This window comes from Jatrophihabitans sp., assembly GCF_051960575.1.
GTDB lineage: Bacteria > Actinomycetota > Actinomycetes > Mycobacteriales > Jatrophihabitantaceae > JBQCEE01.
Window position 1 is genome coordinate 1 of record NZ_JBQCEE010000205.1, and the last position, 16,802, is coordinate 16,802.

Below are 16,802 nucleotides of genomic sequence, written 5' to 3' on the forward strand. Positions count from 1 at the left end.
GCGCGCCCCCCCCCCCCCCCGGCCCCCGCCCCCCGGGGGGTGTGGGCCCCCGCCCCGGGGGGGGGGGGGGGGGGGGGCCGGGGGGCCCGCCGCCCCCCGCCGGCCCCCCCCCCCCCCCCCCCCCCCGACCGGTGCGTCCGCACCTGTCCTGCCGCCGGCCGCCGGAGCGCGGAGCGGCGGGTGAACTTCACATGAAAACTGGTACTCGGGACGAGTAGCGGTGCCCGGGATCAGCCCGTACGATTCGCTGGTCAGCCGTGCCGACTGCTGACACGTTCCGGGGGGATCGGGGGAGTCGGCGATGTCTTTGTCTGCTGTCGTGCGGGGCCGAAGAGCCGCGGCGACGTTGTCGTCAGGGAGCCTGTTGCTCCTGGCGGCGCTCAGCGCGTGTTCGTCCGATGCGCCTTCGCATCCGACGAACACCACCTCATCCGCGTCGGGATCGAGCGCGCGTCCATCGCCGTCGATCGCGTTCCCGCTGGGGCGTCCCGCGTCGACGCCGGTCCCGCCGCCGACGCCGGGCACCATCCACCAGAAGGTGCGGCCGGCCACGGTCACGACGCGGCCGCCGGTGCAGCTGCACTCGGTCGCCGACTTCGGCACCGGTGTCACCGCGCGGATCACCGCGGTCAAGGCGGTGACGGTCGAGGGTGTCGGCGCCGGTGAGATCAGCGGGCCGGGTCTCAACCTCACCATCGTCCTGACGAACAACACGCGGCGAGCGATCGATCTCGACAACAGCGTCGTGACGCTCACCGACGCCGACGGCCACCCGGCGGCACTGATGACGTTCACACCGGACGGTGGTCAGGGGCAGGACGACGACGTCCCGGCGCCGGATCCCGCGAGCTTCACGCACGCGTTCCGCGGATCGCTGGCCCCGCACCGGACGGCCACCGCGACCTACGTCTTCACCGTCCCGACGGGGCACCGCAATCCCATCACGGTCAATTTGAGCTACGCCGGCAGCCAGCCGACGGTCATCTTCAGGGGGAACGCCGAATGAGCAGGCGTGCAGCAACACTCACCACGGTCGCCGCGCTGGCGCTCGGTGGTCTCCTCGTCCCGGCGGTGGTCGGCACGACACCCGCCGCGGCGGACACCGTCTCGAACCCGCCGCCGGTCGTGGCCCGCGCGCCGGGCACCGTCACCGCCGACGCCCTGCCCACGGTGCAGATCGACGGTGTCGTCTGGGCCCAGGCCGTCGTCGGCAACACCGTCTACGCGGCCGGCAGCTTCGCCAACGCGCGACCGGCAGGCGCCGCGCCGGGCACGAACCAGACGCCCCGCGCGAACCTCCTCTCGTACAACCTGAGCACCGGCGTGCTCAACACGTCCTTCGCCCCGTCGCTGAACGCGCAGGCGCTCGCGGTGACCGCGTCGCCGGACGGCTCGCGCATCTACGTCGGCGGCCAGTTCACGACCGCCAACGGCGTGATGCACAACCGGATCGCGGCGTACAGCACGTCGACGGGCGCGCTCATCAACAGCTTCAGCCCGAACCTCGACGCGTCGGTCTACACGATCGTGGCGACCAACAGCACCGTCTATGTCGGCGGCATCTTCTCGAAGGCCAACGGCGTCACCCGCACGCGGCTCGCCGCGTTCAGCGCCGCGGACGGATCGCTGCTCGCGTGGGCACCGACCGCCGACAACCAGGTCAAGGCGATGACGCTGACGCCCGACGGCAGCCGGCTCATCGTCGGTGGCATGTTCCTGAACCTCAACGGGTCGGTCGCCTACGGTCTCGGCGCACTGGACGCCACGACCGGCGCGTTGCTGCCGTGGGCGGCGACGAACCTCATCCACGAGGGCGGCAGCGGCTCGTCGATCTCCGACCTCTACACCGACGGCACGAACGTCTACGGCACGGGCTGGGCCTACGGCTCGAACATCTCGACGCTCGAGGGTGGCTTCTCGGCCGACCCCAACACGGGGAACCTGAACTGGATCGAGAACTGCTGGGGCGACGTCTACCAGACCTTCGCGGTCAACAACACCGTCTACAACGTCGGCCACAACCACGGCTGCACGGCGATGGGCGGCTTCCCCGACACCAACCCGCGCAACTTCCACCGGTCGATGGCGCTGACCATGCAGCCGAACGGCACGCTCGGGCACGACATCGGCAACCCCGACTCGCACAGCACCGACTTCTACGGCCAGCCGGGCCCGTCGATCATGGACTGGTGGCCGGACCTGGACATCGGCACGGTGACGGGTCAGGACCAGGGTCCGTGGTCGGTCCGCGGCAACTCGCAGTACGTCGTCGAGGGCGGCGAGTTCCAGCACGTGAACGGCACGGCGCAGCAGGGCCTGGTGCGCTTCGCCGTCTCCTCCATCGCGCCCAACAAGCAGGGCCCGCAGGTGCTGTCGGCCAACATGACGCCGAAGCTCGTCGCGCGCTCGGGCAGCTCGGTGCGGGTCGCCTGGAGCACCGACTGGGACCGCGACGACAAGACGCTCACGTACACGCTGCTGCGCAACGGGAAGGCGGTCTACACGACGCAGGCCGACGGCCAGTTCTGGCAGCTGACGCCGATGGGCACGATCGACACCGGGCTCGCACCTGGGACGACCTACACCTACCAGGTCAAGGTCAACGACCCGAGCGGGAACACGACCTGGAGCGGGACGGCGTCGATCACCACCCCGACGTCCAACGTGCCCGACAGCGCCTACGTGCAGGACGTGCTCAACGCGGGCGCGACGCACTACTGGCGGCTCGCCGAGCCGGCCGGTGGCACGACCGACTACGACTACGCGGGCTTCGAGGACCTCTCGCTCAACGCGGGTGTCGCCGGTGGTGCGCCGGGTGCGTTCAGCAGTGACCCGAACACCGCCTCGACCTTCACCGGGTCGCAGAGCGGGCTGGGCGTCGACCCGAGCCTGACGCCGGGACCGAACACCTTCTCGATCTCGGCCTGGTTCTCGACGACGTCGACCGGCGGCGGCAAGATCGTCGGATTCGGCAACGCCAGCAGCGGGCTGAGCAGCAACTACGACCGGCACATCTACCTGGACAGCCAGAACCATGTCGTCTTCGGCGTCTACAACAACGCGGGGTACACCATCACCTCGCCCAAGACGTACAACGACGGGCAGTACCACCAGGTCGTCGGCACGCTGTCGAGCACAGGCATGGCGCTCTACATCGACGGCAAGCTGATCGGCACGAACGCCGGGACGACGGTCGGGCAGCCCTACAGCGGCTACTGGCGGATCGGCGGTGACTCGGCCTGGAGTGGCAACAACTACTTCACCGGCCAGGTCGACGACGTGGCGATCTTCCCGACCGCGCTCACGATCGCGCAGGTGCGGCAGCAGTACACCGACAGCGGCCGGACCCTGGTCGGCGGCACCGCGCCGTCGGATGCCTACGGCGCCAAGGTCTGGAACGACTCGCCGAGCACCTACTACCGCCTCGACGAGACGGCGTGCTGCACCGCGACCGACCTGTCCGGCAACAGCAACGACGGCACGTACAGCGGCGGCGTCACCTTCGGTGTCAGCAGCCCGGTGACGGGCAGCGGCAGCGCGGTCACCTTCAACGGCACCGACGGCACGCTCGCCTCGAGCGGGCAGATGAGCGGCCCGTCGGTGTACTCGGAGGAGGCGTGGTTCAAGACGACGTCGACGAGCGGCGGGAAGCTCATCGGCTTCGGTGACGCGCGCACCGGTACCAGTTCGAACTACGACCGGCACGTCTACATGCTGCCGTCGGGCCAGTTGGTCTTCGGCACCTACACCGGCCAGCTGAACCTCGCGACGTCCAGCCGCAGCTACAACGACGGCGGCTGGCACCACGTCGTGGCGACGCAGGGTCCGGACGGGATGACGCTCTACGTCGACGGCCAGGTCGTGGGCACCAACCCGCAGACGTCGGCCCAGGGCTACAACGGGTACTGGCGGGTCGGCGGTGACAACCTCAACGGCTGGGGCGCCGGCAACAACTACTTCGCGGGCACCATCGACGAGGCTGCCGTGTACCTGAGCGAGCTCACGCTCACGCAGGTCCGGGCGCACTACTTCGCCTCCCCGGCCGCGGTCGATGCACCGCCGAGTGCGGCGTTCACGTCGTCGACGAGCGCCGCGACGGCCTCGTTCGACGCCACCGGATCCTCGGACCCGGACGGGACGGTCGCGAACTACGCGTGGGACTTCGGCGACTCGACGTCGGGCACCGGCGCCCTGCCGACCCACACGTACACGGCGAGCGGCACGTACCACGTCACGCTGACGGTCACCGACGACCGTGGCGCGAGCACGTCCGTCACGCACGACGTGACCGTGACCGTGCCGGCGAACCAGCCGCCCACGGCGTCGTTCACCGCGACACCGACGAACCTCTCGGTGGCGTTCGACGGCTCGGCCTCGTCCGACCCGGACGGATCGGTCGTGGGCTACTCGTGGGACTTCGGTGACGGCTCCGCCGGGGCGTCGGCGGTGACGCCGTCGCACACCTACGCGAACGCCGGCACGTACCACGTCACGCTGACCGTGACCGACAATGGTGGGGCGCAGAACAGCACCACCCAGGACGTCACCGTCACGCTGCCGCCGAACCAGCCGCCCACCGCGTCGTTCACCTCGAAGGTGAGCCAGCTGGCGGCGACCTTCGACGGCTCGGGCTCGTCCGACCCGGACGGCACGGTCGTGTCGTACGCGTGGGACTACGGCGACAACTCGCCGGCCGGCTCGGGCGTGACGTCGCAGCACCTCTATGCCGCCCCGGGCACGTACACCGTCACGCTCACTGTGACCGACAATCGCGGCGGCACCGGCACGACCGTCCACACGGTCACCGTCACGGCCGTCGTCGCCTCGGATGCCTTCTCGCGCACGGTGGCGAGCGGCTGGGGTACGGCCGACCAGGGTGGCGCGTGGTCGGTGACCGGCACCAGCAACCGGTTCGCGGTCGGCAACGGTGTCGGCACGGTGACGGCCGAGGCAGCCGGCGTCTGCCCGACGTCCTACCTGAACGCGGTGTCACAGCTCAACGTCAACGCGGTCATCGATGCATCGGTCAGCAAGTCGAGCGGCAACGGCTCGTACGTCGAGCTGATCGCGCGGCACAGCGGCACGAGCGACTACCGGTTGAAGGTGCTCTACCGCGCGGACGGGACCGTCCAGGCGATCCTGTCCAGGGTGGTCAGCGGCACGGACACGGCGTTGAAGACGCTGGTCGTGCCGAGCCTCACCTACACCGCGGGTGTGCCGTTGCGGATCCGGTTCGTCGTGTCGGGCAACGGGACGACGACGGTGAGCGGCACCATCTGGCCGGTGACAGGGACCGAGCCGGCGTCGCCGCAAATCTCGGCCACCGACTCGACGGCGTCGCTGCAGGCGGCGGGCAGCTTCGGGCTGCAGTCCTACGTCGCGGGCAACGCGACGGCGGTGCCGGTCGTGTTCACCTACGACAACCTGTCCGTGGCCACGTCCTGACCCGTTCCACGACGACGGCGGCGCGCGCCGGCCATGACCACGGTCATGGCCGGCGTGTCGCCGCCGTCGGCATGTCGGGTGAAGAATGGCGACCGGCAGGGACGACGACCGGTGCAGGCCACGGCATGACAGCGCGCTGACGACGGCTTGCCGCCCGGACGGCGCGTCACCGATCATGGGGAACCGGCGGAGCACGAACGCGAGAGGTCGACAGTGGCACTGACGACGACGCTCCGCGTGGTGCCGGCGCCGCCCGCTGCGGACGGTCCGCCGCCCGCCGTGCGGGCCCGGCTCGAGATCGCGCTGCTGCTGCTCGTCTGCGCGTGGTTCTTCGTGCCGCGCCTCCTCCAGACCCTGGCGATCAGCAAGACGCACATCGCGGTGGGGGCCCCGGCACCTGCCTACACCCCGCTGGCGAGCCTGAGCCAACGCGGGCTGTTCTACCTGACCGTCGCGCTCTGCCTCTTCATCATCGTGCTGCTGTGGCGGCACTCGCCGACGCGCGGCATGTTGGCGCTGTTCATCTACCTGCTGCCCTGGGGCTATCTCGTCGTCCGCGACCAGTACGCCGGCCAGCAGCCGCAGAACGTCTACAAGTTGCTGCCCGTGCTGGCCGTCGCGGTCTGGCTGCTCCGTCCCCGGCTCGCGCGGCTCGAACTGCTCGGCTACGTCGTCGTGTTCACCGCGGTGACGAGCATGGTCATCGGTGCGGTCATCCCGGACCACGGCGTGCTGCGCAACTCCGCAGGCCAAGTGGTCTCGGTGGACAAGCAGCTCCTGCCCTGGGGTTCGCTCGTGGGCATCTTCAGCAACGGCAACAACCTCGGTCAGTTCCTCGCGATGGGGCTGCCCGCCGTGCTGCTGATCCGGAGCCGGGGCATGCGGGTGCTCGGCGTGCTCTGCTGCCTGTTCGCCCTGGTGTGGTCGGCGTCCCGGGGGTCGATGTACGCCGTCGGTCTGGCGTCCGTCGCCTACCTCGTGGTGTCACGGGCGCGCCGCGAGGCGCGGGCGGCGCTGACGGCGACGATCCTCGGCGCGGCGTTCCTGCTGGTGTGCGTCCTGCCGTTCGTGACCACGGATCCGACCGCGTTCACCAACCGGGGCGCCGTCTGGGCCGCGAGTCGACTGGCCTGGGGCGAGAGCCCGCTGGTCGGCAAGGGCAGCAACTGGTTCTCGATCCTCGGGTCGTCGTCGGCGTCCATCGGCTCCAGCGTGTTCCACGCGCACAACCAGTTCCTGCACCTGTTGGTCACCGGCGGCGTGCTGCTCGCCGTCCTCGCGGCCGCCATGGTGATCACCATGATCATCGCGGCGGCGCGCCTCGCCGCGGCCGGGCACTGGTTCGGTGTCGGGTACGTCGCGGCACTCGCCGGCACGTGCCTGCTCGAGGTCTCGCTCGTCTTCGTCGACGGCGACCTGCTGTTCCCGGTCGCCGTCCTGCCGATCCTGTTCATCCTCTTCACCGCGGACCTCGACGCCGCGGGGCGGGGGCGGGGCGCGCCGTGACGAGTGACCTCGGGCGGGTCGCCGCCCGCGGCGCAGGCGTCACCCTCGCGACCCAGCTCGCGCGGTTCGTCCTCCAGTTCGGGTCGGTGATCGTCCTCGCGCGGCTGCTCACGCCGCGCGACTTCGGCGTCGTCGCGATGGTCACGGCCATCACCAACGTCATGGAGATCGTGCGTGACTTCGGCCTGTCCTCCGCGGCGATCCAGGCCAAGCACCTGAACGACGCCGAGCGCACCAACCTGTTCTGGGTCAACACCGGCATCGGCGCCGCCTGCGCGCTGACCGCGGCCGTCGGCACGCCGCTGGTCGTCGCCATCTACGGGACGTCGACCGTCCGGCCGATCATGCTCGCGCTGGCCGGACTGTTCGTCGTCAGCGGCATCAACACGCAGTTCCGCGCCGAGCTGAGCCGCTCGCTGCGGTTCGGTGCCCTCGCGGTCACCGACATCGGCGCGCAGTGCGGCGGGATCGCGGTCGCCATCGCGCTCGCCGCGGCCGGTGCCGGCTACTGGGCGGTCGTCGCCCAGCAGGCGGCGGCGGTCGTCATCACCTGCCTGTCGAACGTCGTGCAGTGCCGGTGGCGGCCGGGGCTGCCGAAGCGATCGGTCTCGATCCGACACTTCTTCCGCTTCGGCGGCGGGGTGCTGGGCACGCAGGTGCTCGGCTATGCCACCAACAACGCCGACAACGTCGCCATCGGCATCCACTCCGGCTCGGGCCCGCTCGGCCTGTACAGCCGCGCCTACCAGCTGCTGCTGGTGCCGCTGCAGCAGGTGAACGCGCCGATGACCCGCGTCGTGCTGCCGGTGCTGTCGCGGGTGCAGGACGAGGACGCCGTCTTCAGCAGGTACCTGCAGAAGGCGCAGCTGCTCGGGTGCTATCTGCTGGCGAGCGTCTTCGCCGTGGCGGCCGGGGTCAGCGCGCCGCTGGTCGCGGTGGTCTTCGGGCCCAGGTGGCACGGCGTGGCGCCGATCTTCGCGGCGCTGGCCGTCGGCGGCATCTTCCGCGGCATCGGCCAGATCTCCTACTGGATGTACCTCGCCCGGGGTCGGGCGGGCGCGCAACTGAAGCTGTACCTCGTCGCGCGGCCCGTCATGATCGCCATGATGATCGCCGGGCTGCCCTGGGGGCCGTTCGGCGTCGCCGTGGGGCACTCGGTCGGCTTCTTCCTCTACTGGATCGTGTCGCTCTGGGCCGCTGGTCGCAGCGTCGGCGTGGACACCCGGCCGCTGTTCGCCCAGGCCACGCGCACGCTGCTCGTCATCAGCGCGCCGGCCGGCGCGCTGGCCTATCTCGGCTCGTCCCTCGTCGACGGGACGTTGCCGCGACTGGGTCTGGGCCTGGCGCTGGGCATCGGCTACCTGGCGCTCGTGGCGACCTTCTCCGCGCCGGAACGGGCGAACCTCCGGCTGGTGTCCGGGCTGGTCACCGGCCGGCGGCGGCTCGGCCAGGGGCCGGCGACGGTGCCGCCGGTCAGCGCCGAGGTGCCGGTCGCGGCAGCTGCCCGCGTGCGTCGGCGGCCGGTGCTGGGACTTCCGGCTCCCAGGGAGGAGCGCTACCCGGCGGCCGGTTCGCGGCGGTACTCCGACACGACCCGGCCGTAGGCGCCGGCGAGCACCCCGGCCGCCTCGGTGAGCTCGACGAGCCCACGAGCCTTCCGGCGGACGTCGTGGCGGAGGACGCCGACGAGATACCGCCTCGCCCCGCGTGCGGCGCGGACGAACGCGCGGGCGGTCAGTTCGGCCCGCTCCAGCAGTCGGCCCCCGGGGCCGGACGCGAGGTCGAGGGCGACACGGCTCCAGTCGTTGCTGGTCCGGAACGTCCGCCGCAACACCCACGACCGGGTGGTCCGAGCGGCAGGGACGTACTCGACCACCTCGGCCTCGTCCACCCACCGGATGAGCCCGCCACGGGCGACGAGATCGTGGGTGAGGCGGGTGTCGCTGCCGCCGGTCAAGCCGTACGCATCGTCGAAGCGGAGCCCGTGTGACCGCAACTGCGCGACGTCGAGCAGGAGGTTGTTCGAGGCTGCGCCGCGCAACTGCTGGCCGGTCACCCGGTCACGCCGGTCGAACACCCCGCTGGCGAGCACCCAGGGGTCGGGGGCGCCCTCGAACCGCGTCACGACCGGCCCCGTGACGGCCGCACAGCGCCAGATCAGCCAATGACGCACGAGCGTCTGCAACCACCGGGCGAGCGGTTCCTCGTCGTCGTCGATGAAGACGACGGCGTCGGCCCCGGCGCTCTCGTCCAAGGCACGGTTGCGGGCGGCCGAGATGCCCGGACGCGGCTCGTGGACGTACGTGACGGCCGGATGGCCGAAGGAGGACACGAAGGACTCCGCGCCGCCGGCCGGGTCGTTGTCGACGACCACGACCCGCGCACCGGCCAGACCGGACGCTTCGAGGTCCTCGACCTGCTCGACCAGCCGCGGCAGCACGCGCGCCAGGCAGTCCGGGCGACGGAAGGTGGCCACGGCGACGACGACGTCGACGACGTCGACGACTTCGACGACTTCGTCCGTGTCGCGCTGCATCACTGCTCCGTCCGTGACGGCTGAGGGAGGTCCGTGAGCACCATCGCACCGCGGCATCGTCCGGGTAAACTTCTGGTGTTGGCCCCACGGTGACGGGGACATTCGATCATGCCTGAGCACCTGGGCCGAAGGACGGTAGCATGGACCTCCGCCGCTTCGCGCTCGCTGCTCGGACGCGATGGTGGATCGTCGTGGCGGGGATCGTGCTCGGTGTGGGCGCGGCGGCCGGGCTCACGGCGACGCAGACGGCGCAGTACCGCAGCACCGTGACCTTCTACGTCGGGACGCCGGCGAGCCCGACGCAGTCCTACCAGGCGGCGCTCTACGGGCAGCAGCTCGTGAACTCCTACGTCAAGCTGCTCGGCAGCACCGAGCTGGCGCGCCGTGTCATCGCCGACGCCGGCCTGCATGCGTCCCCCACGGCGATCTCGGCCAAGATCAGCGGCACGGCGGAGCTCAACACGGTCCTGGTCACGGCGAACGCCGTCGACTCGACGCCGGCCGGCGCGCTCCGGCTCACCAGGTCGATCGCGGCCGTGTTCGGGCCCATGGTCAGCGGGCTGACGAACGATCCGACGGCGAACCGCCCGACGGTCGTCCTCTCCGTCGTGTCGGGCCCGACACCGCCGGAGAAGACCGCCCCCAAGCGCACGCTCAACTACGGTCTGGGCTTCCTCGTCGGGCTGGTCCTCGGTCTCGGCGTCGCGACGCTGCGGGAGTTCCTCGACACTTCCATCCGCTCGGACGACCAGCTCGCCGCCGCGGGGCTGCAGCCGCTCGGCTCGCTGACGCGGGTGCGGCATCGCGGTGCGGCGCCGTTGATCGTCGGGCCGCTGCGCCGGTCCGTCCTCGCCGAGGAGGTGCGACAGCTTCGCACCGGCCTGCAGTACGCGCACTTCGACCGGTCGCTCGAGGTCATCGCCGTGGTCTCGCCGGAGCCGCTGGAAGGTCGCACCGTGGTGGCGATCAACGTGGCACTGGCGTACGCCGAGGCCGGGCACCGCACCCTGCTCATCGATGCCGACTTCCGTCGCCCCCGGGTCGCGGACTACCTCGACCTGAAGGAGACGACGGGGCTCGCCGAGGTGCTGCGCCACAAGGTCCTGCTGGCGAAGGCGGTGCAGCGCTGGGGCGACACCGAGCTCGACGTACTGACCGCGGGGACGCTGCCCTCGTACCCGGGACCGTTGCTGTCGAGTCCCGAGATGGTCGCCTTCGTCGCCCAGGCCCGCGAGCACTACGACACCGTCATCATCGACACGCCCGCCCTCGGCCCGGTCTCGGACGGCATGTCGACGATGCTGCAGTCCGACGGTGCCCTGATGGTCGTGCGGCACGGTCGGACCACGCGCGACCAGTTGCAGCGCGTGCTGGACACGCTCCGGCCGATCGAGGCCCCCATCATCGGCGCGGTCCGCACCATGGCGCGGCGGCCACGCCGCTACGCGAAGCGGGTCGAGGGCCGGTACCTGCGCAGCGACGAGGCCGCCGTCGATCCCTATCCGGACTCGAAGCGGCAGCTCGGGCTGCCGGCCAAGCAGGCGAAGCACGAGGCGAGCAGGCGCTCGGGTACGACGGTCGGCTGAGTGCTCGAAGTGGTGGTGGGAATCCTCACCTATCAGCGACCGGAGCGCCTGTCCCGCACCCTCGACGAGGTGCTGCGCCAGGTGCTCGATCTCGAGGCCGACCCCCGCGGGTTCCGCGCAGGCGTGCTCGTGGTCGACAACGACCCCGCCGGCAGCGCCGCGTCCGCGGTCGCGACCTTCGAGGACGATCGCGTGCGGTACGTGCTCGAGCCGCAGCCGGGGATCAGTGCGGGGCGCAACCGTGCACTCGACGAGGCCGACGGTGCGGACCTGCTCGCCTTCATCGACGACGACGAGATCCCGCGGCCGCGCTGGCTCGCGAGCCTGGTCGACACCTGGCTGGTGACGCGACCGGCGGCGGTGATGGGACGCGTCCTGTTCCCCGTCCCGCCCGGCACCGACGCGTGGGTGGTCGCCGGCGGCTTCTTCAGCCGCCCGAGCCGGCCGACCGGCACCGAGGTCGGCGTCGCGGCCGCCGGCAACCTGCTGCTCGACCTGCGTCAGGTGCGCGACCTGCGCGTGCGCTTCGACCCGCGCCTCGGCCTGAGCGGTGGCGAGGACACGCTGTTCACCCGGACGCTCGTCCGGCGCGGCGGACGCATCGTGTGGTGCGACGAGTCGGTGGCCGAGGACTTCGTGCCGCCCGAGCGAGCGACCCGCGAGTGGGTGCTCCAGCGCGCGTGGCGCGTCGGCAACTGCACCGCCATCGCCGACCTCTACCTCGCCGATGACGCCCCGTCGCGGCTCGCGTCGCGGGTCCGCTTCACGGTGCGGGGGACCGTCCGCGTGCTCGGGGGTGCGGCCCGCTCCGTCCTCGGCAGGGTGCTCGGGTCCGACCGCCACGAGGCGCGTGGCCTACGGACGCTGCAGCGTGGACGCGGCATGCTGGCCGGTGCGCGGGGCGCCCGCTTCGAGGAGTACGCGCGCCCGTCGCACGAGGCGGCCCGATCGTGACGCGCTGCGGGGACGTGGATCCGTGGCGGTGAAGCAGCGCGTCCGCCGGCTGCTCGCGCCGGTCGGCTCGGTGGTGGCGGTGCGCACCGACGCCGCGACGGCCGTGCTGACGTACGACGACGGGCCCGAGCCGGGCGGCACCGACGACGTGCTCGCCGCGCTCGCCGACCGCGGCGTCCGGGCGACCTTCTTCGTCCTGCTGACCCGCGCGCGGCTGCACCGCGGTCTGCTCGACGAGGTCGTGGCGGCCGGCCACGAGATCGCGTTGCACGGCACCGACCATCGCCGCCTCACCACCCTGCCGGCCAAGGAGGTCCTGCGCAGGTGCATCGACGGCCGCGGCGAGCTCGAGGACCTGACCGGCGCGCCGGTGCGCTGGATGCGGCCGCCGTACGGGGCGCAGACTCCCACCACCTGGCTCGCCATCCGTCGTGCCGGGCTGGTGCCGGTGCTCTGGGGTCCGAGCAGCTGGGACTGGAGACCGGCCGATCACGACGTCCGGCTGGCGCGTGTCCGCGAGGGCGCACGCGCCGGGTCCATCCTGCTGTGCCACGACGGCTTCGCCGACCACCGCGACGGCGTCGACGACGGGCCGGGCCCGGCCGTCGATCGACGTCGTCTCACGGCCGACATCCTCGACATCTACGCCGAGCGAGGGCTCACCCCACGGCCGCTGGGTGCTGCGGTCGAGGGCGGATCGCTCATCCGCGAGGGACGCTTCGTCCGCTGACTCAGCGCGTTGCTGCGCCGAACACCGCCGCGCGCCAGCGTGCGGCGAACGCCTCGCGGGTGAACTGCTGGAGGAAGCGCTCACGAGCGGCCGTGCCCGCATCGGCCGCCTCGTTCCGATCGAGACCGGCCAGCACGCGGGCCAGGGCGGCGACGTCGCCGGGCGGGAACAGCCAGCCGCCCCCGCCCTCGCCCACGATCTCGACCAGTCCGCCGGCCGCGCTCGCGATCACCGGACGTCCGTGGGCGAAGGCCTCGATGGCGACGAGACCGAACGGCTCCGGACGGTCGGACGGGACGATGACGACGTCGGCGTCGTCGATGAGCGGGCCGATGTCGGCGACCTCGCCGATGATCCGCACGCTGTCGCGGTTGGTGAGGCCCTCGACGACGGCGGGGACGTCGACGGCCTCGCCGGACAGCGGCGGCCCACCGGCGATCGTCAGGGTCGCGTCGATGCCGGCACGTTCCCACGCGGCGAGCAGGGTGCGATGCCCCTTCCACCCGTTCCACCGGCTCGCGACGACGAGGTTGAGCGGGCCCACCCGTTCACCGATCTTCGGGAACCACTTCGGATCGGACGTCCCGTTCGCGACGACGCGGGCGCGCCGGCTCAACGCCGGGCCCGCGGACGCCGCCACCGGTCCGGAGATCGCGATGAGACGGTGACACGCCCGCGCCAGCAGACCGAGCGCCATCCGGTCCGAGCGGCTCCAGATCTCCTGCAGGTGCCCGACGACGTCGGGCACGCCGGCGAAGCGTGCCGCGGCGGCGCACAGGAAGGCCGCACTCGTCGTGCAGTACACGAGATCGGGGCGATGACCCGCGAGCTGCCTGCGCAGCCGGAACGTCCGCCGCACCAACGACAGCAGGGCACGAGGACGCCGGTAGGCCCGGCGGACGATCGGCAGATCGACGTGGCGGACCGCAACGCCGGTGCGCTCCAGCTCGACGCACAACGGACGTTGAGGATGCTCGAGATCCTGGGGCAGCCACACCTCCGGTGTGACGTCGTCAGGCAGGGCGGCGAGGAACTCGAGCAGCATCCGGTCGGCGCCGTAGAGCTCGTCCGACGGGTGGATGAAGAGGATGCTCACCTATCGGCGGTTCTTCAGCGTCCCGCTGCCGAGGAACTTGTTCTTGGTCAGCACCAGCCAGTTCCAGTTCTTCGCGAGCGCGCGCTTCACCGGGCTGGCGTCCTCGGGCACCCACGTCGTCGTCCGCCGGTCGATGCTGCCTGCGGGCACGTGCGAGTACGCGTAGGCGGCGATCGACCTGCGCTCGCGGCCCGAGGGGAAGGCGATCTTGTGATAGCCGTGGAACGACTTGTCCGTCGACTCCATGATCACCAGCCGGTTGAACAGCGGCTCGACCGAGATCGTCGGCGCCGACGGGTCGTCGGTGAGCAGGAGCTCGCCGCCCCACGACGGCTCCCAGCCGGGATTCATGTACAGCAGGATGTTGAACTCGCGCAGCCAGTCGTGGTGCGCGGGGTGGATGTTGAAGTCGACGTGCAGGTCGAGGAAGCTGCCCTCCGCGCCGGCGTGGAAGCCACCGCCCACGTACTCGGGATCGACGAACACGCGGTGCCCGGCGAGCGCGGCCAACCAGTCCGCGAACTCCGGGCTCATGAACACGTCGTGCAGCCGGCGCGAGAGCTGCGAGTGACGGTCGAGCGTGGACAGCTCGCGCTTGTCGCTGAACATGTAGTCACGCGACTTCGGCATCCCGTCGACACCCGGCAGGTCCGCGTACAGCTGTTCGGCGTACTCGGTGTCCAGGAAGTTGTCGATGATGACGTGCCGACACGGGGTCGCGGCGTTGAACTGACGCACGTACTCGTCGAGATTCTCCGAGACGTGCGACTGGATCGGACCGTTGAGCAGGACTGACACTGGTACCCCCCCGGGTTTTGGATCACTCGTCACGAGCGATCCGTCGACCCGTCGGCTCGGGCACCCCGGGTGGTCCGCCCGTCATGCCGAGCCAGGCCCGCCGGTCGAGTTCCCCCTCTGCCGGCCGGTGCCCTGACGGCTGCCCACCGCAGTGCGGTGGACGTCCGAGATCGCTCCGTGCACTCGGTACGCTAGCATGCCCGCCGCTCGCGGGGCGGGCCTCAGGACGCCCTGATGACCAGGTTGTCGAAGTCCACGGTGTCCGTCCGGGGACTCGCCCAGGCCATCGTGTCGCCGCCGCGGAAGATCTCCCAGTAGAGATAGTTGATGTGCAGACCGGTGTTGTCGCGATACCGGAAGTTCTCGAGGTCCTTGATCAGCGCGCCGTCGAGCCACATCTTCAGCACGCCGTCGGCGCGGGCCGTGCCGTCAGCGGTGACGGTGTTCATGCGGTAGTACATCTTGATCGTGTGCCAGACACCCGCGCTGATCGACCGTCCGGTGTCCAGGTTGTCGCCGCACGAGGCCTGCTTCGCGAAGTCGTAGGTGTAGCCGATCAGCTCGTTGGACGCGCTGACACCGGGGTACGACGCGGGCGTGATCCACATGTCGCGACCGGACCACGCCCCGGAGTTCCCGCCGGCGCAACCGCCGGCGGTGCCCGGCGTGACCCCGGGCGCGGCGCCGCCGAGGCCGGGCAGCTTGCCGCCCAGACCCCAGTCGAAGCCAGGATCGAAGCGGATGTCGTACTGGATGCTCGCGCCGTCGAGGGCGCGCGGGAGCCTGGCGTCGATGATCGCGCCGCCGGCCTCGCCGATGGCGTCGGCCGGCAGCGTCACGCGCAGGATGTGGCCGCGGCCGCGCTCCGCCACGATCGAGGTGCGGGCGAGCGAGGCGCTGCCGAGACGCAGGTCCGGGTCGCCGAGCGCGAGCCGGGCGGTGTCGACCGAGACCGGGTCCGACACGGGCAGGCCGTCGTAGTTCTGCGCGAACACCACCTGCGCGGCCGACGTGCCGGTCAACGGCGTCGCGGGCACGGGGGCCCAGGCGCGCAGGGCGGACTGCTGGAGCGTGAGGGCGGCGGCCCGGCTGGACAGGTGGACCCACTCGCCGACCGTCCCGCGCGCCGGGACGAGTCGGCTGTCGTCGGCGTAGCGCAATTGCCAGCCCGGCGCCGCGGTGCTGCCGACCCAGGCCCGCACCGCGAGGTCCACCGGGGTCGTGCCGCGGACGTCCCCTGCGAGGTTGACGGTCTGCCCCGCGTCGACGCGCGTCGCGAGGACCTGGGAGGTCAGTCGCGTCTCGACGCCGTCGACGCCGAGCCGGGACAGCATGACCACCAGCCTTCCGTCGGGAGCGACGAGGACCGCAGCCCGGTAGCCGCGACCGTCGGCCTGCCGCCGCAGCTCGACGCCGACAGCGACGCCGAGTTGCCCGGCCGGGACCTGGGGGACCACGAACGAGGTCTGCATCTGCACGTCCGAGCCCGACACCGACGGCAACGCTGCGGTGACGGACTGTCCCGGCGCGATCGGGCCGAACGACGCACGGTCGTCCGCGACACGGACGGCGACGGACGCTGGGCGCTCCAGCTGGTAGGCGCCGCCGGTGTCGGCCCGTCCGAGCCCTGCGGCCACCGTGCGATGGAACCGGTCGGACGCGATCAGGTGCAGGGTCGTCGAGGCGGTCGACGACGGCCCGGTGCCCGCCGACCGCGACGACGCGAGGAGCACGAGCCCGGCGACCAGCACCCGTACGGCGCGGGCCCGCCGCTGCGAGGCAGGCCGGCGACCGGCGGCGCCGCCGTCCTCGTCGACGACGACGTCCAGGTCCGGCGCGGACGACGCAGGCAGCATGCCCCACTTCCAGGGAGGGTCGGCCCCGCCGCTGTCCGGCGACGGGCGACGGGCCGCCGATTCGATCATGTCGTGGGGCAACACCCTAGCCCAGCACGACGTCCCGGCGGCAGGTCGCCGACGACGCTCGTGGGAGTCGACCTCGTGGGAGACGACGTGGTGCCCCCCCCCGGGGGGCCCGGGCCCCACCGTAGGGCAGGACCCGGGGCCCCCGGGGGGTTGTGTTGGTTTTGGTAAAGTAAAAGGGGACGGGTTGGGGCCCCCCCCCACAACGGCCCCCCCCCCCCCCAACAAA

Annotated in this window: 11 protein-coding genes; 7 read left to right on the forward strand and 4 right to left on the reverse strand. The window is 71.6% G+C overall.

Annotated features, from left to right (window positions below):
* Positions 1-538: 538 nt before the first annotated feature.
* The 4 genes from ACTHMS_RS11420 (at position 539) to ACTHMS_RS11435 (ending at position 8,555) form a co-directional block, all read left to right on the forward strand.
* Positions 539-1,006 (forward strand): hypothetical protein, encoded by a 468-nt coding sequence (locus ACTHMS_RS11420; protein WP_440306785.1) that lies wholly within the window; start codon positions 539-541, stop codon positions 1,004-1,006.
* The gene (locus tag ACTHMS_RS11425; protein ID WP_440306786.1) at positions 1,003-5,445 is read left to right on the forward strand and encodes a PKD domain-containing protein; all 4,443 of its coding nucleotides are present in this window, start codon (positions 1,003-1,005) and stop codon (positions 5,443-5,445) included. The genes ACTHMS_RS11420 and ACTHMS_RS11425 overlap by 4 nt, the downstream gene beginning before the upstream one ends.
* 213 nt (positions 5,446-5,658) lie before the next feature.
* A complete protein-coding gene (locus ACTHMS_RS11430) occupies positions 5,659-6,951 on the forward strand; it encodes an O-antigen ligase family protein (RefSeq protein WP_440306787.1) in 1,293 nt (430 codons plus the stop codon).
* Complete coding sequence (locus ACTHMS_RS11435; RefSeq protein WP_440306788.1) at positions 6,948-8,555, forward strand: lipopolysaccharide biosynthesis protein; 1,608 nt, start codon at positions 6,948-6,950, stop codon at positions 8,553-8,555. Before ACTHMS_RS11430 ends, ACTHMS_RS11435 begins: the two co-directional genes overlap by 4 nt.
* Here ACTHMS_RS11435 and ACTHMS_RS11440 read toward each other — a convergent pair.
* The gene (locus tag ACTHMS_RS11440) at positions 8,507-9,487 is read right to left on the reverse strand and encodes a glycosyltransferase family 2 protein (protein ID WP_440306789.1); all 981 of its coding nucleotides are present in this window, start codon (positions 9,485-9,487) and stop codon (positions 8,507-8,509) included. The two genes, ACTHMS_RS11435 and ACTHMS_RS11440, sit on opposite strands and share 49 nt — an antisense overlap.
* A gap of 140 nt (positions 9,488-9,627) precedes the next feature.
* On the opposite strand from ACTHMS_RS11440, the gene ACTHMS_RS11445 reads away from it, so the two are divergent.
* Genes ACTHMS_RS11445 through ACTHMS_RS11455 form a run of 3 tightly spaced genes read left to right on the forward strand, consistent with a single transcriptional unit; the run spans position 9,628 to position 12,757 of the window.
* Entirely contained in the window at positions 9,628-11,073 is a 1,446-nt protein-coding gene (locus ACTHMS_RS11445) for a polysaccharide biosynthesis tyrosine autokinase (protein ID WP_440306790.1), read from the forward strand.
* The gene (locus ACTHMS_RS11450; RefSeq protein ID WP_440306791.1) at positions 11,074-12,027 is read left to right on the forward strand and encodes a glycosyltransferase family 2 protein; all 954 of its coding nucleotides are present in this window, start codon (positions 11,074-11,076) and stop codon (positions 12,025-12,027) included.
* A gap of 22 nt (positions 12,028-12,049) precedes the next feature.
* Positions 12,050-12,757, forward strand: a complete 708-nt coding sequence (locus tag ACTHMS_RS11455; protein ID WP_440306792.1) for a polysaccharide deacetylase family protein — start codon at positions 12,050-12,052, stop codon at positions 12,755-12,757.
* A 1-nt stretch (position 12,758) separates the two neighbouring features.
* On the opposite strand, the gene ACTHMS_RS11460 is transcribed toward ACTHMS_RS11455, so the two are convergent.
* The 3 genes from ACTHMS_RS11460 to ACTHMS_RS11470 form a co-directional block, all read right to left on the reverse strand.
* Positions 12,759-13,853 carry a glycosyltransferase family 4 protein gene (locus ACTHMS_RS11460; protein WP_440306793.1) on the reverse strand — a complete coding sequence of 365 codons (1,095 nt, stop codon included), beginning with the start codon at positions 13,851-13,853 and terminating at the stop codon, positions 12,759-12,761.
* Positions 13,854-14,651 carry a 2OG-Fe(II) oxygenase gene (locus tag ACTHMS_RS11465; protein WP_440306794.1) on the reverse strand — a complete coding sequence of 266 codons (798 nt, stop codon included), beginning with the start codon at positions 14,649-14,651 and terminating at the stop codon, positions 13,854-13,856.
* Between the two features lie 221 nt (positions 14,652-14,872).
* Positions 14,873-16,576: a polysaccharide lyase gene (locus ACTHMS_RS11470; RefSeq protein WP_440306795.1), complete on the reverse strand. Its 1,704-nt coding sequence runs from the start codon at positions 16,574-16,576 to the stop codon at positions 14,873-14,875.
* Positions 16,577-16,802 lie beyond the last annotated feature (226 nt).

Coding starts and splice junctions, on each gene's coding strand:
- ACTHMS_RS11425 (WP_440306786.1), top strand. CDS start 1,003: ATGAGCAGGCGTGCAGCAACACTCACCACGGTCGCCGCGCTGGCGCTC.
- ACTHMS_RS11440 (WP_440306789.1), bottom strand. CDS start 9,487: ATGCAGCGCGACACGGACGAAGTCGTCGAAGTCGTCGACGTCGTCGAC.
- ACTHMS_RS11445 (WP_440306790.1), top strand. CDS start 9,628: ATGGACCTCCGCCGCTTCGCGCTCGCTGCTCGGACGCGATGGTGGATC.
- ACTHMS_RS11470 (WP_440306795.1), bottom strand. CDS start 16,576: ATGATCGAATCGGCGGCCCGTCGCCCGTCGCCGGACAGCGGCGGGGCC.